This is a genomic window from Pseudanabaena cinerea FACHB-1277, from assembly GCF_014696345.1.
Taxonomy (GTDB): domain Bacteria; phylum Cyanobacteriota; class Cyanobacteriia; order Pseudanabaenales; family Pseudanabaenaceae; genus Pseudanabaena; species Pseudanabaena cinerea.
Map to the genome: position 1 here is coordinate 1 of NZ_JACJPY010000023.1, position 18,646 is coordinate 18,646.

General features: G+C 45.3%; 22 protein-coding genes and 1 pseudogene. 11 read left to right on the forward strand and 12 right to left on the reverse strand.

Features of this window, described 5'->3' with window-relative positions:
- Positions 1 to 105: 105 nt before the first annotated feature.
- Positions 106 to 300, forward strand: a pseudogene (locus H6F44_RS09190) (hypothetical protein); the annotation flags it as partial.
- 84 nt (positions 301 to 384) lie between these two features.
- On the opposite strand, the gene H6F44_RS09195 reads toward H6F44_RS09190, so the two are convergent.
- Positions 385 to 540, reverse strand: coding sequence for a hypothetical protein (locus H6F44_RS09195; protein ID WP_190350659.1), 156 nt, complete (start codon positions 538 to 540; stop codon positions 385 to 387).
- A 76-nt stretch (positions 541 to 616) separates the two neighbouring features.
- Between H6F44_RS09195 and sat the strand changes: the two genes are divergently transcribed.
- From sat to bchI, 3 genes are all read left to right on the forward strand, one after another.
- Positions 617 to 1,819 (forward strand): sulfate adenylyltransferase, encoded by a 1,203-nt coding sequence (sat, locus tag H6F44_RS09200; protein WP_190350660.1) that lies wholly within the window; start codon positions 617 to 619, stop codon positions 1,817 to 1,819.
- 90 nt (positions 1,820 to 1,909) lie between these two features.
- Positions 1,910 to 2,431: a thioredoxin domain-containing protein gene (locus H6F44_RS09205; RefSeq protein ID WP_190350661.1), complete on the forward strand. Its 522-nt coding sequence runs from the start codon at positions 1,910 to 1,912 to the stop codon at positions 2,429 to 2,431.
- 120 nt (positions 2,432 to 2,551) lie between these two features.
- Positions 2,552 to 3,622, forward strand: a complete 1,071-nt coding sequence (gene bchI / locus H6F44_RS09210) for a magnesium chelatase ATPase subunit I (protein ID WP_190350662.1) — start codon at positions 2,552 to 2,554, stop codon at positions 3,620 to 3,622.
- A 29-nt stretch (positions 3,623 to 3,651) separates the two neighbouring features.
- Here the strand turns inward: bchI and H6F44_RS09215 are convergent, their stop codons facing one another.
- Positions 3,652 to 4,095: an RrF2 family transcriptional regulator gene (locus H6F44_RS09215; protein ID WP_190350663.1), complete on the reverse strand. Its 444-nt coding sequence runs from the start codon at positions 4,093 to 4,095 to the stop codon at positions 3,652 to 3,654.
- A 65-nt stretch (positions 4,096 to 4,160) separates the two neighbouring features.
- Positions 4,161 to 4,343, reverse strand: a complete 183-nt coding sequence (locus H6F44_RS09220; protein WP_190350720.1) for a hypothetical protein — start codon at positions 4,341 to 4,343, stop codon at positions 4,161 to 4,163.
- A 302-nt stretch (positions 4,344 to 4,645) separates the two neighbouring features.
- Between H6F44_RS09220 and H6F44_RS09225 the strand changes: the two genes are divergently transcribed.
- The 3 genes from H6F44_RS09225 (at position 4,646) to H6F44_RS09235 (ending at position 7,166) form a co-directional block, all read left to right on the forward strand.
- Positions 4,646 to 5,305 carry a sigma-70 family RNA polymerase sigma factor gene (locus tag H6F44_RS09225; RefSeq protein ID WP_190350664.1) on the forward strand — a complete coding sequence of 220 codons (660 nt, stop codon included), beginning with the start codon at positions 4,646 to 4,648 and terminating at the stop codon, positions 5,303 to 5,305.
- Between the two features lie 19 nt (positions 5,306 to 5,324).
- The gene (locus tag H6F44_RS09230; RefSeq protein WP_206754449.1) at positions 5,325 to 5,813 is read left to right on the forward strand and encodes an anti-sigma factor family protein; all 489 of its coding nucleotides are present in this window, start codon (positions 5,325 to 5,327) and stop codon (positions 5,811 to 5,813) included.
- Between the two features lie 120 nt (positions 5,814 to 5,933).
- Entirely contained in the window at positions 5,934 to 7,166 is a 1,233-nt protein-coding gene (locus H6F44_RS09235; RefSeq protein WP_190350666.1) for an HhoA/HhoB/HtrA family serine endopeptidase, read from the forward strand.
- A 123-nt stretch (positions 7,167 to 7,289) separates the two neighbouring features.
- Here the strand turns inward: H6F44_RS09235 and arsS are convergent, their stop codons facing one another.
- Both arsS and H6F44_RS09245 read right to left on the reverse strand, forming a co-directional pair.
- Positions 7,290 to 8,393 carry an arsenosugar biosynthesis radical SAM (seleno)protein ArsS gene (gene arsS / locus H6F44_RS09240; protein ID WP_190350714.1) on the reverse strand — a complete coding sequence of 368 codons (1,104 nt, stop codon included), beginning with the start codon at positions 8,391 to 8,393 and terminating at the stop codon, positions 7,290 to 7,292.
- Between the two features lie 61 nt (positions 8,394 to 8,454).
- Positions 8,455 to 9,183, reverse strand: coding sequence for a TVP38/TMEM64 family protein (locus H6F44_RS09245; RefSeq protein ID WP_190350667.1), 729 nt, complete (start codon positions 9,181 to 9,183; stop codon positions 8,455 to 8,457).
- 247 nt (positions 9,184 to 9,430) lie between these two features.
- Here H6F44_RS09245 and H6F44_RS09250 point away from each other — a divergent pair, with 247 nt between their 5' ends.
- The 3 genes from H6F44_RS09250 (at position 9,431) to H6F44_RS09260 (ending at position 12,776) form a co-directional block, all read left to right on the forward strand.
- Positions 9,431 to 10,423 carry a metallophosphoesterase gene (locus tag H6F44_RS09250; protein WP_190350668.1) on the forward strand — a complete coding sequence of 331 codons (993 nt, stop codon included), beginning with the start codon at positions 9,431 to 9,433 and terminating at the stop codon, positions 10,421 to 10,423.
- A 7-nt stretch (positions 10,424 to 10,430) separates the two neighbouring features.
- Positions 10,431 to 11,183, forward strand: coding sequence for a GvpL/GvpF family gas vesicle protein (locus tag H6F44_RS09255; protein WP_190350669.1), 753 nt, complete (start codon positions 10,431 to 10,433; stop codon positions 11,181 to 11,183).
- Between the two features lie 108 nt (positions 11,184 to 11,291).
- Positions 11,292 to 12,776 (forward strand): sugar transferase, encoded by a 1,485-nt coding sequence (locus H6F44_RS09260; RefSeq protein WP_190350670.1) that lies wholly within the window; start codon positions 11,292 to 11,294, stop codon positions 12,774 to 12,776.
- A gap of 212 nt (positions 12,777 to 12,988) precedes the next feature.
- Here the strand turns inward: H6F44_RS09260 and msrA are convergent, their stop codons facing one another.
- The 7 genes from msrA to panB all read right to left on the reverse strand — a co-directional run bounded on the left by msrA (position 12,989) and on the right by panB (position 18,321).
- Positions 12,989 to 13,642, reverse strand: a complete 654-nt coding sequence (gene msrA, locus H6F44_RS09265) for a peptide-methionine (S)-S-oxide reductase MsrA (protein ID WP_190350671.1) — start codon at positions 13,640 to 13,642, stop codon at positions 12,989 to 12,991.
- Between the two features lie 217 nt (positions 13,643 to 13,859).
- On the reverse strand, positions 13,860 to 14,156 hold the full coding sequence (locus H6F44_RS09270) for a DUF1816 domain-containing protein (protein WP_190350672.1): 297 nt from the start codon (positions 14,154 to 14,156) through the stop codon (positions 13,860 to 13,862).
- A 152-nt stretch (positions 14,157 to 14,308) separates the two neighbouring features.
- A complete protein-coding gene (rlmB, locus tag H6F44_RS09275) occupies positions 14,309 to 15,868 on the reverse strand; it encodes a 23S rRNA (guanosine(2251)-2'-O)-methyltransferase RlmB (RefSeq protein ID WP_190350673.1) in 1,560 nt (519 codons plus the stop codon).
- Positions 15,852 to 16,208, reverse strand: a complete 357-nt coding sequence (locus H6F44_RS09280) for a Mini-ribonuclease 3 (RefSeq protein ID WP_322096193.1) — start codon at positions 16,206 to 16,208, stop codon at positions 15,852 to 15,854. Before H6F44_RS09280 ends, rlmB begins: the two co-directional genes overlap by 17 nt.
- 260 nt (positions 16,209 to 16,468) lie before the next feature.
- Positions 16,469 to 16,849 carry an STAS domain-containing protein gene (locus H6F44_RS09285; RefSeq protein WP_199302060.1) on the reverse strand — a complete coding sequence of 127 codons (381 nt, stop codon included), beginning with the start codon at positions 16,847 to 16,849 and terminating at the stop codon, positions 16,469 to 16,471.
- Positions 16,850 to 17,077: 228 nt separating this feature from the next.
- Positions 17,078 to 17,497, reverse strand: a complete 420-nt coding sequence (locus H6F44_RS09290; RefSeq protein ID WP_190350674.1) for a BLUF domain-containing protein — start codon at positions 17,495 to 17,497, stop codon at positions 17,078 to 17,080.
- Positions 17,498 to 17,556: 59 nt separating this feature from the next.
- Complete coding sequence (gene panB, locus H6F44_RS09295) at positions 17,557 to 18,321, reverse strand: 3-methyl-2-oxobutanoate hydroxymethyltransferase (protein ID WP_190350675.1); 765 nt, start codon at positions 18,319 to 18,321, stop codon at positions 17,557 to 17,559.
- Between the two features lie 123 nt (positions 18,322 to 18,444).
- Between panB and petP the strand changes: the two genes are divergently transcribed.
- Positions 18,445 to 18,639: a cytochrome b6f subunit PetP gene (gene petP, locus H6F44_RS09300; protein WP_190350676.1), complete on the forward strand. Its 195-nt coding sequence runs from the start codon at positions 18,445 to 18,447 to the stop codon at positions 18,637 to 18,639.
- Positions 18,640 to 18,646: the final 7 nt, after the last annotated feature.

The following is an 18,646-nucleotide window of genomic DNA, read 5'->3' on the forward strand; positions in this document are numbered from 1 at the left end:
ACTGCATTTTCTTGTTACTATTTTTATTCCTCTTTATTCTTCCTATTTCTTCCTTGCTTGTACATAAGTATATTTACTTACCGCAAACTTGGGATGCTCCCAGAACAGCAAGCCCTAGAGAAAGAATATCAAGATAGTCTAAATACCTTGTTGCCAATCAAGCAGCAACTAACGCGCTGTGATCAACTAATTGATGCGATCGTTTATCGACTCTATGGTTTGACTGAAGCAGAAATCGCGATCGTAGAAGGCAAAATTACGCCAAATATCCTCACCAATTGCTTTCCTTTTCAAAACTAATACAAGAAGTATTGCTCCTGTCGCCAAAGTAAACTTTAATCCTGTGCGAAAAATTCTGGCATATAGTAGCGGGCAATATCATCTTTAGTAAGCAATATGAAAATGACGATGTTCGCCCAAATCTTCTAAAATATCTTCAAATTCTCGCCAGATAATTCTATCAAGGACAATGCATTGACCTGCTGCAATTGGATTTGGGCGATCGCCACTTTTGCAGACATAAGGCTTCCTGCTGCTCATATGAATTGCTATGATTTGGTGGCAAAAAAAGTTAATATTAATTTAACATTGCCGATATCTAAATATTTTCATTACCATGGCTCGACAACTCAAAAATATTGCACCTCACGGTGGTCAACTGATTAACCGCCTCGCCTCTGCCGATCAAAAAGAAGTTTTCTATAGCAAAGCTGACCACTTGCCGAGAGTGCAATTAACTGAGCGATCGCTATCGGATCTAGAACTAATTGCGATCGGCGGCTTTAGCCCCCTCACAGGATTTTTAGGACAGGCAGATTACACATCAGTGGTGATGAATATGCGCCTTGCCAATGGCTTGCCTTGGTCAATTCCGATCACCCTGCCTGTTTCTCAAGAAATCAGCGATCGCCTCACTATCGGCACCCTCGTCCGCCTTGATGACCCCAATGGCGTATTTATCGGTGTCCTAGAGCTTAGCGAAAAATACAGCTACGACAAACTCAAAGAAGCGCTCCATGTCTATCGCACCAACGAAGATCGTCACCCTGGGGTCAAAGTCGTCTATGCCCAAGGTGAAATCTATCTGGCTGGTGATGTCTGGTTACTAGAGCGCCGCCCCCATCCTCTTTTCCCCACTTACCAAATCGATCCCGCCGAATCCCGTCAGCTATTTATCGAAAAGGGCTGGCGCACCATTGTCGGATTCCAAACCCGTAACCCCATTCACCGCGCCCATGAATATATCCAAAAATGCGCCCTCGAAATTGTTGACGGTCTATTTTTACATCCGCTAGTGGGTGCAACTAAGAGCGATGATGTGCCTGCCGATGTGCGGATGCGTTGCTACGAAATCATGCTGGAACATTATTTCCCCCTCGATCGCGTCACTTTGGCAATTAACCCTGCGGCGATGCGCTATGCAGGCCCCCGTGAAGCCATTTTCCATGCCCTAATTCGCAAGAACTATGGCTGTACTCATTTTATTGTGGGGCGCGATCATGCGGGAGTAGGTGACTATTACGGAACCTATGACGCGCAATATATTTTCGATGAATTTGAAGCGGGCGAACTAGGCATTATTCCCCTCATGTTTGAACACGCTTTCTATTGCAAACTCACTAAGGGCATGGCAACCACCAAAACCAGCCCCAGTGCACCCGAAGATCGTGTGCATTTATCAGGAACCAAAGTGCGCGAAATGTTGCGCCGTGGCGAATGCCCACCGCCTGAATTTTCACGCCCTGAGGTCGCGGCAGAGTTGGCAAAGATCATGCATAAAATGGCAGTGGAAGAGGCTTCCACTAGTTTTCAAATCTGAGACAGTTTGCCCTCTAGTTTGCCCAATACCTGCTATCGAAAGATAGAATGACTGAAACTTCTATCTTTCAATATTATTTTGATATTATTTATGAATTCCCCCAATACTGAAAGTACGATTACACCGTCAAATCGATTACGGAATTTGATCGTGGCGATCGCAGCGATCATTTTGACGACAGCGCTATTTTTAGGGTTGCAGACCCAACGCAGTAGCACCTCATTGAATATGGTTGCTGCTGCCGCATTGCCCATAGATGTAGCTCTCAGTAATGATCGTCCCACCTTAATCGAATTTTATGCTGATTGGTGTAAAGTATGCCAAGGGATGGCGAAAGATACGATGTCATTGCAACAGGAATATAGCGATCGCCTCAATTTTGTGATGTTGAATGTTGACAATACAAAGTGGCTACCCGAACTAACTAAATATCGAGTTGATGGTATCCCTAGATTTATTTTTTTAGATCCGAATAACCAAGTGATTGGCGATGCAGTAGGAGAGATCCCACGCTCGATCATGGCTGCCAATCTTGAAGCGGCGATCGACCATCAAGCTCTTCCCTACAACAGCATTAATGGCGATCGCGCCTCATCAGTCAACTCACAATAAGGAAAATATTGAAAGCGTTGCAAAGCAACGCTTTCAATATTTTTCTTGGTTTGGGTTTGAGCGCAAAGCGCTGTATATTGGCTAAAGTGACATATTTATAGATACAAAACTTAAAAAGCCTTGATAGCCAATCCCGTTAAACCCAAAACCACAAGACGACCTGTATTTCCTTTCACCGCCGTGATCGGACAAGAAGAGATGAAGCTCGCCCTGTTGCTCAACGTCATCGATCCTAAAATCGGTGGCGTAATGGTCATGGGCGATCGCGGTACTGGCAAATCCACCACCGTTCGCGCCCTTGCCGACCTTCTCCCCGAAATTGAAGTTGTCGCTGACGATCCCTTTAGCAGCCACCCCACCGACGGCGACCTCCAAAGCGAAGAAGTAAGACAGCGCCTCGCCAATGGCGAAACTTTACCCATTGCCACCAAGCAAGTGATCATGGTGGACTTGCCCCTTGGCGCAACCGAAGATCGGGTTTGCGGTACGATCGATATTGAAAAAGCATTGTCTGAAGGGGTTAAAGCCTTTGAACTGGGGCTGCTGGCTAAGGCAAATCGCGGCATCCTTTACATAGACGAAGTTAATCTACTTGACGATCACCTCGTGGATGTGTTGCTAGATTCCGCCGCTTCGGGATGGAATACCGTTGAGCGTGAAGGTATTTCCATTCGCCACCCCGCCCGATTTGTCCTAGTTGGCTCTGGCAACCCCGAAGAAGGGGAATTGCGTCCGCAGTTGCTCGATCGCTTTGGGATGTATGCCGAGATCAAAACCGCTAGAGATCCCGAACAGCGCTTACAAATCGTTGAAAACCGCACTACCTTTGACAACAATCCCCATGCTTTTCTTGCCGCAAAAGCGGAAGAACAAGCAAAAAAGCAATCTCAAATTGTCAAAGCGCAACAAATCCTCAATGAGGTGAACATCGATCGCGATTTGCGTCTGAAAATCTCTACGGTTTGCGCCGATCTAAATATCGATGGCTTGCGGGGTGACATCGTAACGACCCGCGCTGCTAAAGCCTATGCCGCTTCAGATGGGCGTAAAGATGTGGAAGTTGACGACATCAAGGCGGTGATTAGTCTCTGCATTCGTCACCGCCTCCGCAAAGATCCCCTCGAATCCATTGACTCTGGATTTAAGGTAATTAAAACCTTCAATCAAGTTTTTGGCATTGAAGAGGAATAAGCAAAGCCGCGCTATGCGCGGCTTTTTTGCTAAATAATAAATCCCGAACTCTGCCCTTGAGATGCTTGCCAACTGCGGGCATCAAAATAGAGATCCTCTAGGCAAATGCTATATAGAGCATCCTTGAACTTGCGATCTAGCCTTTGCCAAAGCGCAAAAGTTACCCAATCAGAGGCGAGTTTTTCCTGTGGCTTGAGGCGCGGTAATGGATGAGTATCTTCGCCAACAGCCGCTAAAATTTCCCCTAGCGAGATATCCTTAGGCGATCGCTTTAATTGATACCCTCCCTGCACTCCGCGCACCGATTCCACCAAATCCGCCTGCCGCAATCTAATTAACAATTTTTCTAAATAGGGCGCAGGAATTGACTGGCGATCGCTCATTTCGCGCACCGATACAGGTTTGCGCTTTGCCCAAATCACCAGATCGAGCATCGCTTTCACACTGTAATGACCCTTTCTGGTTAGTTTCATAAAACCTAATTCAAGTAGATCAGCACAAAGCGCCAACCTACTTGAATCTTAGCAAAGCCTTGTCATTAAAAAAGAAACGACAAATCAATCGGCGCTGGTAACATTTCACCGCCGCGCCAATCTAGCACCTGTACCAAGATCAAATAGCCCACGCCCAAAATTACGGCGATAACGCCTGTCAAAACTGATATCCATTGCGATCGCTGCATAATATTTCTAAATAAATAACCTAATAAGTAGTTAAGCATAAGTAAACTCAAAAGCCCAAATCCTTTGACTATCAGCAAAGTCAGCAACAAAACGACTTAGATAACAACTTGGGCCTGGGTTGTCACCACAATTTATCTGGGTTTATCTGGGTATTTTTTAGCCAAAAGCGCCAGACTAACTGCTATTATCCCTTTTGCAACATCTTTTTAGGTAGGAACAAACCTTTTCAACCATCGTCTTCAACTTGAGAACACCAAGAAATTTCTGAAATCATAATTTAGCCAAGATTTTCCAGAAACTTCCTAATTTACCTAAGTCGTCAAGTAGGAGCGATAAGTTGATGAGTTATAGCCTATCTTGGTCAACCAACATCGGTGGGTATATGCCCTCCAACCCCGTGTCCGTTGATAAGCTTCCCATCGTTGAATTAGTCCAAATGTGCCAATCAGAAACGCAAAGCAGCAAGTCTGCCTTTGCCGAACTGATGCGGCGCAATCAATCCTACGTTGACCAAATCCTGTATAAGCTTGCTCCCGACTGGCAAGATCGCGCTGATTTGGCTCAAGAGGTTTGGTTGCGCGTTTACCGCAATATCAAGCGCCTGCAAGAGCCAGAAAAGTTTCGTGGTTGGCTCAGCCGCATTGCCACAAATTTGTTCTATGACGAATTGCGTAAGCGTAAGCGTGTGGGCAACTCTGTGTCCCTTGATGCGCCATTTATGTCTGGGGATGGCGATGAAATGAGCTGGGATCTGCCCAGTGCTGCCCCTAGCCCCATCGACAATATGTCCACGCAGGAGTTTTATGAAGAACTGCGTAGGGCAATCCAAGATTTACCTGCTAGTTTTCGAGAAACCATAGTCCTTAGAGAAATTCAAGGCTTGTCTTACGAAGAAATATCTGAGCTAACAGGGGTGTCTTTAGGTACAGTAAAGTCGCGTATAGCTAGAGCAAGATTAAAGCTGCAAGCGCAATTACAACCTTATTTGTCTAGTATGTAATGAGGGGTGTATTTAAGTTATGAGTGCTAACCAAATTTTTAATAAATCTATGATTATTCCCGATGAGCGCTTTCAATTGCTTAGTGCTTACATAGATGGTGAAGTTAGTGAGGCTGAAGAGCAGCTAGTGGAAACATGGCTATCCGATGATCCTAATTTTCGCTTAATTTATCAACAACAACTCAAGCTAAGGCAGTTGCTTATTGATTTGCCTGCACCAATACCTGTCAACTCTTCAGCTAGAGTCGAAACCGATCGCATGGTCAATCGGGTGATGGCAGAAATTGAGCGGCGATCGCAACGGCGCAAATGGAAATTAGCAGGGTTAGGCATATCCGTAGCAGCGATCGTGGGCGTATTTGGCTCCATGTTTACTTTTAACTCTAGTCCTCAGTTCAGCCCTGTCGCCAATAGCGTTAAACCCACAGTTATCATTAAGGAAGAGCCAATTTTAATTGCCATGGAAGAGCCGCTAGTCCCACTGCCAAAGTCTATGCATAGTAAATAAATCTGCTGATTTGCAACGGCTTAATTAGGTTCTACTAGCTGACGGTTTTCCGTCATTGGCGAGTTTTGAAGAATAGCAAATTTTTTTTGTAGAATTTAGATACTGATTGCGGAAATAGCTATGAGAGACCCAAACAAAAAATCCCGTTACAAGCAGCCATTAATCTATGCCTCCATGCTGCTGCTGGGAGTGATTCTAGGCGCTTGGGCGGTTGTGTCTGGAGTGCGATCGCCAAGTATCACAGCAGTTACGCCCTTGCCACAAGTTGCCTCAGCGTCGACAGCGATCGCCCAAAATATAGACCGTGAAAAAGCGATCGCCGCCCCCCGTAACTATGTGGTCGAAGCGGTTAATCGTACAGGTCCTGCGGTGGTTAGGATCAACGCCTCGCGCACCGTTGCCAGCAATCCTCAAATTCCTGAAGCTTTTTTAGAAGATCCTATGTTTCGCCAGTTCTTTGGCGATCAACTGCGGCGGATGCCTAGGGAAAGGGTAGAGCGTGGCACTGGCTCTGGCTTTATCATCAATAAAGATGGCGATATCATCACCAATGCCCATGTGGTTAGTGGTGCTGACAAGGTGACAGTAATCCTTAAAGATGGTCGCCAAATTGAAGGTAAGGTGCTAGGCAGTGACGAGATGACAGACATTGCGGTTATCCAAGCTAAAGCCGATAACTTGCCAACGGTGAGCTTGGGCAGTTCGCAAAACCTGCAACCAGGAGACTGGGCGATCGCGATCGGCAATCCTCTCGGTCTTGATAACACCGTCACTTCAGGGATCATCAGTGCGATCGGACGCAAGAGCGGACAAATTGGGGTAGACAAGCGCGTCAGCTTCATTCAAACCGATGCCGCGATTAACCCTGGTAACTCTGGCGGACCTTTGCTCAACCAAAATGGAGAGGTCATCGGTGTGAATACTGCCATTATCCAAGGCGCACAGGGATTAGGTTTTTCGATTCCCATTGAGACGGCTCAACGCATTGCCAAACAGATTATCGAAAATGGCAAGGTTAGCCGCGCCTACATCGGCATTCAGATGATCACGCTGGATGCCAGGGTCAAGAGTCAAGTTAATCAAGATCCTGATTTTGGCATTCAAGTTAGTGAAGATAAGGGTGTATTGGTGACAAGGGTTGTGGAAAATTCTCCTGCGGCTAAGGCTGGGGTGAAGCGTGGTGATGTAATTGCCAAATTTGCGGGGCAGGATATTTTGACTGCTGACCAAGTTACGCAACTGGTCGAAGATCGCACTGTTGGTGACAAGATCCGCATGGATGTCAAGCGCAACGGACAAACTCTGAATTTAGAAATTGAAACTGCTCAGTTCCCTCAGAAATTCCCTGAATAACGCTAAAACCCATAGAAACTATAGAAGGCGCAGCTTAGCTACGCCTTTTATAGTCTCTATACCTGATTGACTATCAAAAGCGTTTGAAATCTTGATCAGACAAGATATCTGTTCTAATTTTGATTAATCGGCGATCGCACCACTGCAAGAGCTACCGCGCCCTGCGGTACAGCCAAAACAATGGCGACCTGTAATGATTTGGCGATCGGCAATTAATTGAGGTTTAAAATCGCGAATATGCAGATGGTTTTCTGCGTTAGCGGTGCTCTTATCAGCACTATTGTCGCCGATCGCTAAATCTAGCATTTGATTAAAATCACAATCAAATAATCTGCCATCCCATGACACCGATAGCGTATGGCGACACATCAAGCCGCCGATGGTGTCAGGGTTAAAGGAATTAACCAATAACTCCATATAAGCCTGAAGATTGCCCGACTGCTCTAGCCATTCCAAATGGCGCGAAATCGGCATATTGTTAATCGCTATCAAGCGATCAAAGGTAATACCATGATTTTCCCTTAGCCCCTCTTTCCACATCTGCTCCAATATTGCCGCCTGATTGCAGGAAAGGGTGGCTTCCACAGGATTGCTGACAAGGGTCAGCTTGAGTTTCGGATTGCCCATGCCATAGCCCACGGCATTCAAACGATGCAAAGCGGCGATCGATTGCTCAAAAGTGCCATCGCCCCGTTGTTTATCGGTATTGGGCTGACGAAAATGCGGTAACGAACAGACGATTTCTACGCCATGTTCGGCTAACCATTCGGGTAAATCATGCATCGTGGGCAGCATTAATACTGTTAAATTACAGCGATCGATTACGTGCTTACCACGCACTACACATTGCTCAACCAAATAGCGAAAGTGTGGGTTTAGTTCAGGAGCGCCGCCCGTAATATCAACCGTGTGCGCTTCGGTAAGATCTAACGCTTGCAAACAAGCATCGATGGTTTGCCGATCCATATTTTCGCGGCGATCAGGGCCTGCATCCACGTGGCAATGGCGACAGGTCATATTGCAGAGCTTACCAACATTAATTTGGAAAATCTCCAATTTTGCAGGCGTAAATTCTTGCCAACCACTATCCCTTAGATGTTGAGCAAAGCTTCCCTCTGCTGGTAAACGCTCAAGATCAACCGATGCTAATAGTTCCAATTGCTTTTGAGGAATAGATAGGGCTGATTGGCGATTTAATAGGGAAGTGGTGGCGGTGGGACTAGGCATAATGGTTTGGTTAAAATTAAATAAAATCTTTTTGGCAGTAATGGTGGCGTTTTGCAGTGCTTTACTCATCCACTCTTTCGGCTAAAGCCTTACGCGCTATGCCTGTGACATAGACCGTAACCGCAACTGTGGCAATAAAACCAACAATGCGAATAATCCATTGAATTGTGGGATTGGTGGGCTGGTTTTCGCCGCCAATGCGAGCGAGATCCCCCGCTAAGGAACCAATATAAACATACATTATTGTTCCTGGTAACATACCAATTGAGGCAAGGGCATAGTCTTTGAGGGAAACCCCTGTCACGCCAAAGGCATAATTAAGTAAGTTAAAAGGAAATATTGGTGAAAGTCTGGTTAGTAAGACAATTTTGAAACCTTCATGGGCAACGGCGCGATCGATCGCCGCAAATTTTTGATTGTCGGCAATCTTTTGGCTAACCCAACCCCTTGCGATGTATCGTCCCACCAAAAAGGCGGCGATCGCCCCCAGAGTTGCACCGACAAATACATAGATCGCGCCAAAGACAATCCCAAAAACCACACCAGCGCCCAAGGTCAAAATCGACCCTGGCAAAAAAGCAACGGTGGCAATGATATAAATTCCCATGAAGGCAATCCCACCAATATAACCAAGGCTTTCGATCCATTTCAAAGCATCCCGTAATAATTCCTGTGGGTTCAAACTATTTGCGGTAGTTTGGGCAAAGGCGGGGTTGGCTGCAATTAGGGCGATCGCATTGATGCCTAAGAGAAAGCAAATGAAAAGCCTAAACCTTGTAAGTCGGTTCATAATTAATCGCCTTGATGGGTTTTGGAAGAATTGAGATGGAAGACTTGAGATGGTTGACAAGCAATATATGGTAAAGGTTTGAGGCAAAACACGAAGCGATCGCCCCTAAGTTTTATCCAATTGATTGCAGCTCCAGCACAAGCGATGAAACTTGCAAAAAAGTGATGCAATGATGACTAGCAATAGTCAAAGCCTTAGCCCTAAAATATGGTAGTGCCAAACCTAGCAATAATTATTTTAAGTACCTATGAAGCGCCGCCAACTTCTGATGACTATATTTGGCATTTCCCTCGCCGATGCCACAATTCGCGGAACCATCTTAAAATCAGGACTTCTAGCTGATACATCTGTCGGTAATTCAATTCAACCTTTTGCCGATCTCACCAATGACCTCGCTAGTGGTAGTACTGAAACTGTCAATGAGCCATTGTTACGCTTTGCGGCGATCGCGGATACAGGCGTTGGCAGCTTCGATCAATATGCTGTGGCTCAAGCGATGGCACAGATCTATGAGCATAGCCCTTTCGCGTTGGTGCTGATGGCGGGAGATAATATCTATCCCTATGGCGAAATGCAGTATATTCAATCGGCATTTGAGAAGCCCTACGCTCCCTTATTGAGTCAGGGGGTCAAGTTTCATGCGGTGTTGGGCAATCACGATATTATCAAATCCAACAATGGACAGGATCAGATTAACTATCCACTCTTTAATATGCCCGATCGCTATTATTCCTTTACCAAGTCTTTCCCTACATCCTTGCCCCAAGCCACAAATTCTAATCACAATTCGGAACTAGTGGAATTCTTTGCCCTTGATACAAATGACAATGCCGATTGGCGATCGCAGTTAGCTTGGCTCGATCGCCAATTAGGCAACAGCAAAGCTCTGTGGAAGATCGTATTTGGGCATCATCCCCTCTATTCATCGGGCTTACATGGCAGCGATCAGCAATTAGCATCGATGCTTGCGCCATTATTTGCCAAGCATCAGGTGAAATTATATTTATGTGGTCATGATCACGGTTATGAGCGTTTTGTGCCCATCAATGGCACAACCTATATTGTCAATGGTGGCGGCGGCGCTCCTTTATATCAATTCGGCAGTTCTGGGCAGACCGCTTTTGTCAGTCAGCGATTTAGCTTTATGATCTGTGATGTCTATCAAGATAAAATCATCACAAAAGCGATCGCCACTGATGGCAAAGTATTCGATCGCTCGATCATCACCCATACCATCTGAATACCTAATGAGTCTATACCTGTACGCGATTTTGCAAGCCGAAAATCTCGATCTGATGAAAAATCTTGATCTTCAAGGGATGAATGCTCAGCCCGTGCAGTTTCACACCTTGCCCCCCTTCGCGATCGCCTATAGCGAGGCGCAGCAAGAGCGTTATCTCGCCAGTCGCGCTAACCTGCTCACCCATGAGACGGTTTTAGAATCCCTGATGAAATCCGTTGATCCCCACCAAGCCGTGCCATTGCCTTTGCAATTTGGGCTAGTCGTGGAGTCATGGACAGAGATGCAGCAGGATTTGCTAGTTCCCCATGAGGATAAACTGAAGGGATTGATCGCTAATTTGATTGGCAAACGGGAGGTCAGTGTCAAATTATTTTGGAATCAAACCGAAGAATTAAATCTGGCGGTTGTGGAAAATGCCGAATTGCGACAAAGGCGTGAATCGCTGATGGGTAAAATCTTGAGCATGGATGAGGCGATCGCCATTGGTCAAGAGCTAGAGGCAGCGATCGAGCAACGCCAGCAGTTAATCATTGAGACTTTTTATAATGCGCTCAACCCGCTAAGTTATGAATATGTGGAGGGGGAACTGCTCACAGAAAATATGATTTACAATGCTTCATTTTTGATTGCTTGGGATGAAGAACCCAAGTTTGCGGCGACAGTTGAGGAACTGGACAAACAATTTGGCGATCGCCTCCGCATTCGTTACAACGATTTTACGGCTCCCTATAATTTTGTCAAATTGGAGTCCGACTAAGTATCTAACCAAGAAATAGCTAAGCCATTTCTTGGTTTTGGCGCTTGTCTTAGTACAGGTGACGACAGCTATACTACTCAACAATGCAATAGGTTAAGGGTAAATAGCGTGGGTAGCGATCGCCAATCTCCAAATAAAAAACCCAGATCAAATCCAAAGCCCCATAAACATCATCAACAGGATCTCCGTGCTGCCACTGTCAGCCATCGGCTCAAAGAATTTGCCACCACAGATGCCAATTGGTTGCGATCTCTGTTATTGATATTTAGTGACATTACGGGATTGGCGATCATCTGGAAAATTTCATCTAGTTTTAATCGCATATTTTCGCCATTGCCCCCCGCCCTCAATTGGGGCAGCTTTTTAGGCTTTACAGGTTTATTTTGGGCATTTGCGGCATTGATAATCATTTCCTTTGCCCACCACAACTTCTATAGCGGCGATTCGCAATGGCGCAACTACGTCAAACAAGCGCAACTGATTAGCAATATTTACCTTGCGTCCTTGATTGTGAGTTACTTTTATGACCCGACCGTGGATGCCCCGCGATCGCTATTTTTGCCTGTATGGATCGGTAGCATCGTTACGATCATTAGTTTGCGACTATTACTGACCCTGATCCTCGCCCAATTTCCCATCGCCCGCACCAGCAAGCCTATATTTATCATTGCCCACAGCGATCGCCTCACTGACCTATCCGCACTAATCGCCAAACGTACAGGCTATCGGGTGGTGGGCGTTCTCTCTGCATCCCTTGCCAATAGCGCCCATGCTCTCACCGCGATCGTTAACTCAGGGGCGCAGGAAGTCATCGCCGAAGGACTACCCGAAACGCAACTGGCATCCCAACTATATTGGCAATTGCGAAATGCTGGCATAGGGCTACGGCTAATTTCCTCTAGCTTGATGGTCTTACATCGGCGGGGCAATCCAGAAATCTTTGCCTCGATCCCCATGATTCGCATCGAAGCCCCCCTCTGGGGCAACTGGGAATATATTTGCAAGCGGGTTTTAGATATCTTGCTGTCGTTTTTGGGGCTGATAATTTTGTCCCCTGTATTTGTGGCGATCGCCATCTCCATAAAAGTTAGCTCTCAAGGCAGCATCTTCTATTCCCAAGAGCGCATTGGCTTACATGGTCAACCCTTTCGGATGTGGAAATTTCGCAGTATGTTCATGGATGCCGATCGCCGCCAAGCCGAACTAGAACATCTCAACAAAACCAGTGACGGCGTAATGTTTAAAATCGAACGCGATCCCCGCATCATTCCCATCGGGCATTTCTTAAGGACGACTAGTTTAGACGAATTGCCGCAACTATTTAATGTATTACTAGGGCAAATGAGCTTAGTGGGTCCGCGCCCCCTACCCGTCAGAGATGTCGCAAGGTTTACGCAGTGGCATCATACAAGACACTTAGTCATGCCAGGGATCACGGGACTATGGCAAATTTCGGGGCGATCGGATTTAGACACCATTGACGATGTGGCAAAACTCGACCTCTTTTACATAGATCGCTGGACACTCAACTTTGATCTAGAAATTCTCATCGAAACCTTAAGGCTTGTAATTTTTGGCAAGGGTGCATATTAAAAACGTTAAAGACGCGGCTTAGCCGCGCCTTTAATGCAGATATGAAACCTTAAGGCTTGTAATTTTTGGCAAGGGTGCATATTAAAAACGTTAAAGACGCGGCTTAGCCGCGCCTTTAATGCAGATATGAAACCTTAAGGCTTAAATCTTTGGCAAGGGTGCATATTAAAAATATTAAAAGCGCGGCTTAGCCGCGCCTTTAGGTCATATATCTAAGCTGTTGCCACCGCAGGATAACAAACATTCGTACCGCCAAGTCCACAGTAACCATTAGGATTTTTGGCTAAATATTGTTGATGATAGCCCTCAGCATAATAAAACTCACCAACATCACGGATTTCCGTAGTGATGCCCTGCTTCATCCCCGAAGCCTTCAAAGCATCTTGATATACTTCCCGCGACTCTTCGGCAAGTTTGCGCTGGGTATCATTATAAACATAGATTCCCGAACGATATTGAGTGCCAGTATCATTACCTTGGCGCATTCCCTGAGTCGGATTATGGGATTCCCAAAACACCTTCAACAAATCACTATAACTAATGATTTGGGGATCAAATACCACCAAAACCACCTCATTATGCCCAGTCATGCCCGTGCATACTTCCTCATAGGTGGGATTAGGGGTTAAACCTGCGGCATATCCCACTGCTGTTACATAAACGCCCTTTTGTTGCCAAAAACGGCGTTCTGCTCCCCAAAAGCACCCCAAACCAAAGACAGCAGTCTCCATGTTGGCTGGGAACGGGGGCTTAAGCGCATTGCCATTCACAAAATGATGTGATGCGGTCGGGAGTGCGGTCGATCTACCTGGCAAACATTCTGTCGCCGTTGGCAAATTCAACTTCTTACCAAATCCAAATAACATAGAGATACTCAAAAATATTGTGTTTAACTTATGTTTAATTTATGTTTAACTTGCGTTTAAAAAGTATGAACTGCGGATCGTCAAGCTCAGCAAATCCAAGCCTACAAATACTTAAACGGATATGATTGCCAAAGAAATGTTTAAGTTAGTTAAGCATTTATCTCCAAAAAAATTAGGGGCTATAGCCCCCCAACCTTAATTATTGCTTTGAGAATAACTAAAGAGTCTGACCGCTAAATGCAGGAAAACGGTCAAGCTTAAAATCCAGTGATTCGTCATACACAGTTAGCTTCTCTGGTTTACAGCGCTTGATCTGCGCCACTAACCCCTTAGAGCCTTCAGATTCCAGATCATCAATATAGCCTTGCTTAGCAGATGCCGCTTCAGACTCACTGACAAATGGACCAAAATAATAAGTACAACGTGGTGAATCGGTGGCAATTTCGATCCAGACAGCCAAACCAAATGTTTCTAGAATTGATGTGAAGATGTTTTTAAACAAGTTACCACCCATAATTTTTATGTAAAGAGAGTGAATGGTTCAGGTCAACGACGGAAACCTCAGCCTAATCTGTTTGACTGTACAGATGTGAATCTGAACAATAACTAATAGGCTTTAAAGTTAAGAAATTCCGTACATATCTTTATATAACTTAAAACAGGGTTTCAAGACAAATTGTTCAGACTTAACGTATTTACCCAACGTTGTCTGAAAATCTCATAGAGAGCCATTCCTGTTGCTACAGAGGCATTTAAGCTATCCACTTTTCCATCTAAAGGTATAGAAACGAGGAAGTCACAGTTCTTCTGGATCGAGAGACTCAAGCCTTCATCTTCAGAGCCAATCACCAAAGCGATCGCCCCAGAAAATTTTGCCTTGTGAATGGCATCACTTGCGCCTGCCATTGTACCGTATACCCAGAATCCAGCTTCTTTAATTTGTTCAAGGGCGCGATTAAGGTTGACAACACGGGCAACTGGCAGAATTTCAAGCGTGCCTGCGGCAACCTTGGCAACGGTGGCAGTAATGCCAACGGCGCGGCGTTGGGGGATTACGAGGGCATGAGCACCAAGGGCGGCAGCACTGCGAATAATTGCGCCCAGATTATGGGGATCGGTGATACCATCCGCGATCACGATTACAGGCTGGGTGGATTTTTCCTTGGCTGTCGCAATTACATCATCGAGTTCAGCATATTCGTATGCGGATACCTGTACGGCGATGCCCTGATGCCTACCACGATCAGTAATGCGATCTAGCCGCATATTGTCAACTTCATCGACAACAGCCCCTGCCGCTTTAGCTTCATTGATTAGGGGCAGAAAGTCGGGCGCATAGCGCAGCCTTGATGTCACCCATACACGGTTAATGCTGCGGTTGCTATGCAATACTGCTTCAACGGCATGGCGACCATAGACAATATCAGGATTTTCAGGATTCTGTCCTTCTATGAATGATTGCGAATGTTCAGCCGATCGCTCAATAGATTGCTCCATTTGATCAATATGCCCATTAATGGGTTGCTCAAATCGCTCTATGGGGGGCAGCGATCGCCTTGCAAACTGGGGATCAGGCTTACGAGCAAACTTCTGATCAAACTTGCGCTCAAATCTGGGGGCAGAGTCCCGATCGCCACGTTCAGAATATGCAGATCCAAAGCGATCATCTAATTTGCGACCACCACGGCGATCATCTTGACGATCATTACGCTTGTCAGCATACTTGCCTGACTTGCCTGCATATTTTTCAGGGTAACGCGCATCAGACTTTCGCAGCAATGGCTTGACCTCTGGACGAGATTCAAAAGACTTGTCAAAGGGCTTGGCAAAAGGTTTATCAAAGGATTTTTCACCATTGCGCTGACTAGATGAGCCAGAATACCGCGCCGAGTCCTTGTTAGAGTATTTATCTGAATATTTATCTGAATATTTGCCAGAATCTCTACCAGAATCTCTGCCAGAATCTCTGCCAGAATATTTACCACTAGGGCGGTCTGATGGGCGATCGCTATAGGGTTTGTCAGAAGATTTATCCGAATATTTATCTGAATATTTCGCAGAGCGCTTATTGCCGTAATTATCTGAGGATTTACTAAAGCTTTTTTCTGAACTTTTTTCGGAACGTTTGGGGCGATCGCCTGCACCTTCGTTATTGCGATCAAAATTGCGATCGGGCTGATCATTGCGCTCAGATTTTCTGAGTTTTAGTCTAGGTTGAGTTGTCATTTGCATCTATGTAGCTAATAAGCTGAATGAAAATTTGATCGAGCCGATCAGGATTGGTCAGATAAAGATAACCAATCAAAGCTTCTAGTCCTGTTGCCTTTTGGTAAATATGGGGACTCACTTTACGCGGTGTCGATCCCGCAGCATTACGACCGCGCCTCACTAAATCAGATTCAGATTCTGTGAGGTCGAGCTTTTCAAGGAGATTGGCTTGCTGCTCCGCCCTAACTTGATTGACCACGAGTTGGTGATATTGCTTGGCAGTACGCGGCGGTAGTAAGTAATGCAGGCGTATCTGCATCTCATATACAGCATCACCAAGATAGGCTAGGGCAGACACAGGAACATCGGCAATGTTGTTAAACTTCAGGCTAAAAATTGGTTTCAGTGTTGGACTTTCAGTATTGGACTAAGCTAAGTATTTAAGACTTCTTGGCGCACAAGATCACAATCGAAGCAACTTCAAACAATCTGGATCATCAAACTTTTGCAATACCTAAATCACATTATAAGCATTACAAACTGCATTCGATCAACTTTCCCCCTAACGTCATCAGTTTCGGACAAGTTAAGATGATCCTGATATTACTCAAAACCGCCCTAGGTCTGATTTAGATTCGCTAGAGCCTCATCAATGGATGCTCGTAATGTCAGAAACTGATCTAGCCTTACCAGCTTGACGGTTTGAGTTACCCTCGCATTGGTAATAATTTGTAATTTGCCACTTAAATTCTGGGTTTTCTTGGCTATTTGCACTAAAATCCCTAATCCAGAGCTATCAACAAAATCAATCGTTGACAAATCTAGAATTACATTAAAAGGCCCATCCTCAACGCACTTGCCAATGACCTTCTTGAAGGCTGGCTCAGAGAAAGCATCAAGTAGCCCAGTGAGGCGGATTATTTGATAGATGTCCTTGACTTCGCGGCTGCCTCTTAAACTCACAGTCAGGGTTAGCGGTTCAGGAATAATAACCTCCAAATATTGCGAACGTATTCTAAATTTACAGATCTCAAATTTGCCGATCTTAATTTGCTGATCTTAATTTGCCGATATATTCTATTTGCTTTCTTCTCACTTGTCCAGAAAATTTTTGAGTTTCCTGTAACAGTGATCTCAGAAAGCCTCAAAGCTTGACAAGTCAGATATGTAACGGAGCAATGTCTATGATCACTACCTTGGCTTTTTTTAGGGATTTTTTAGTGTTTTTTAACGATAGGTATCGATCAATTCCCTTAAGAAGCTAAGGCTTTGCTTGCCTGTCATCGATACGGGAGAAAAAGTTGACGATGCAGAATATTTAAGGATGATCTCGCGAATCGCAGGCTGATTGTCCAATTGGACGGCTTTCATCGACCATATTGTAAAGTCGCGATGTTCAATTTCCGAAAATTCAATTAATTCGGCATTAGTATGGCGTTTGTCTAGCAGAATGCGGTTGTAGGTCTGGCTAACGACGCGCCGACTGCCTTCTAGTACTTGCAAAAACATAGAATCGCCAAAGCTAAGCATGCCTGTAATGCCAGCCTGTCGGTTATTTAGTTCTGACTTATTCATAATATCTTTGAGATCGGCGTAATTTAATCCCGCGATCGCTTGACTGACATATATGAGGCGATATAAAGCCATAGGTTTATTGACAATGAATAATGTATACAAATATATCAAAAAAGCATGAGTTTTTGATGCTAGATTTGGCGCACATCTTGGCAATATTGCTGCACAGCCTCGGTGATAACACTAGATAGATCGATATATTTATGGGCAAAAGGCGGCTGCCAGTCCGATAGTCCTAAAACATCATGGGTGACGAGAATCTGTCCATCACAGCTTTTGCCTGCGCCAATGCCAATCGTGGGAACAGGTACTAGCTCAGTGATTTTTGCGGCTAGTTCGGCGGGGATATTTTCTAAAAGCAGAGCAAAAATGCCAGCTTCAACTAATTCTTTGGCTTGGTGAATGATCAAATCCGCCGCATCGGTCGTAGTACCCTGTACCCGATAGCCAATGCGGTGAACTGATTGAGGGGTGAGTCCTAAATGTCCCATCACGGGCATTCCCGCTTGGATAATTTTATGAATGGTGTTAATCATTTCGGGATAGCCACCTTCTAGTTTGATCCCCTTTGCCTCAGTTTCTTTAAAGATGCGTCCTGCGGATTGGATCGCTTGTTCGGGGCTGACCTGATAGCTGAGAAATGGCAGATCAACGATCAGCAGGGCATTGGAGATGCCGCGTCCAACGGCTTGGGCGTGACGAATCATGTCATCGAGGGTGACAGGTAATGTGTTTTTGTAGCCGAGGGCTACCATTGCTAGGGAGTCGCCTACCAAAATTAGGTCAATCCCTGCTTTGTCTAGTAACTTGCCGATCGCATAGTCAGTTGCTGTCAGCGCCGCGATCGGCTTTTTTTGATGTTTCCATTTTTGCAACTGGGCGATCGTGACGGGCATTGGTTGACTCTCTGCGTGATGATGGTGTTGTTTATCAAAAAGTTAATAGCATCAACATCTAATGTAAACTTTTTAGAGCAATCATTTAGGGTTCGTTAATTTTCTGTACGAGAAGTAAATATTATGCAAATTGGTCAAAGAGTTCGTGTTCGTGGTCTTAAAGATGGCGGTGGCAAGGCGATCGCTAAGAAGGTTGGTGAAGTTGGGGTGATCAAGGAAGAAAAAATTGTCGATGGTGGCAAAATGGGTTATATCGTCACCTTCCCTGACAGTACTAAGACTTGGTTTTTCCCAGATGAGTTAGAATCTGTTGCTTAGTTAAACA

What these genes read in the sequence shown, in the direction of transcription:
- H6F44_RS09230 (WP_206754449.1), top strand. Translation starts at nt 5,325, where the DNA reads ATGAGTGCTAACCAAATTTTTAATAAATCTATGATTATTCCCGATGAG.
- sat (WP_190350660.1), top strand. Translation starts at nt 617, where the DNA reads ATGGCTCGACAACTCAAAAATATTGCACCTCACGGTGGTCAACTGATT.
- H6F44_RS09250 (WP_190350668.1), top strand. Translation starts at nt 9,431, where the DNA reads ATGAAGCGCCGCCAACTTCTGATGACTATATTTGGCATTTCCCTCGCC.
- msrA (WP_190350671.1), bottom strand. Translation starts at nt 13,642, where the DNA reads ATGTTATTTGGATTTGGTAAGAAGTTGAATTTGCCAACGGCGACAGAA.
- H6F44_RS09255 (WP_190350669.1), top strand. Translation starts at nt 10,431, where the DNA reads ATGAGTCTATACCTGTACGCGATTTTGCAAGCCGAAAATCTCGATCTG.
- H6F44_RS09205 (WP_190350661.1), top strand. Translation starts at nt 1,910, where the DNA reads ATGAATTCCCCCAATACTGAAAGTACGATTACACCGTCAAATCGATTA.
- arsS (WP_190350714.1), bottom strand. Translation starts at nt 8,393, where the DNA reads ATGCCTAGTCCCACCGCCACCACTTCCCTATTAAATCGCCAATCAGCC.
- H6F44_RS09225 (WP_190350664.1), top strand. Translation starts at nt 4,646, where the DNA reads ATGAGTTATAGCCTATCTTGGTCAACCAACATCGGTGGGTATATGCCC.
- H6F44_RS09290 (WP_190350674.1), bottom strand. Translation starts at nt 17,497, where the DNA reads ATGGCTTTATATCGCCTCATATATGTCAGTCAAGCGATCGCGGGATTA.
- H6F44_RS09220 (WP_190350720.1), bottom strand. Translation starts at nt 4,343, where the DNA reads ATGCTTAACTACTTATTAGGTTATTTATTTAGAAATATTATGCAGCGA.
- rlmB (WP_190350673.1), bottom strand. Translation starts at nt 15,868, where the DNA reads ATGACAACTCAACCTAGACTAAAACTCAGAAAATCTGAGCGCAATGAT.
- H6F44_RS09215 (WP_190350663.1), bottom strand. Translation starts at nt 4,095, where the DNA reads ATGAAACTAACCAGAAAGGGTCATTACAGTGTGAAAGCGATGCTCGAT.
- panB (WP_190350675.1), bottom strand. Translation starts at nt 18,321, where the DNA reads ATGCCCGTCACGATCGCCCAGTTGCAAAAATGGAAACATCAAAAAAAG.
- H6F44_RS09235 (WP_190350666.1), top strand. Translation starts at nt 5,934, where the DNA reads ATGAGAGACCCAAACAAAAAATCCCGTTACAAGCAGCCATTAATCTAT.
- H6F44_RS09270 (WP_190350672.1), bottom strand. Translation starts at nt 14,156, where the DNA reads ATGGGTGGTAACTTGTTTAAAAACATCTTCACATCAATTCTAGAAACA.
- H6F44_RS09245 (WP_190350667.1), bottom strand. Translation starts at nt 9,183, where the DNA reads ATGAACCGACTTACAAGGTTTAGGCTTTTCATTTGCTTTCTCTTAGGC.
- petP (WP_190350676.1), top strand. Translation starts at nt 18,445, where the DNA reads ATGCAAATTGGTCAAAGAGTTCGTGTTCGTGGTCTTAAAGATGGCGGT.
- H6F44_RS09195 (WP_190350659.1), bottom strand. Translation starts at nt 540, where the DNA reads ATGAGCAGCAGGAAGCCTTATGTCTGCAAAAGTGGCGATCGCCCAAAT.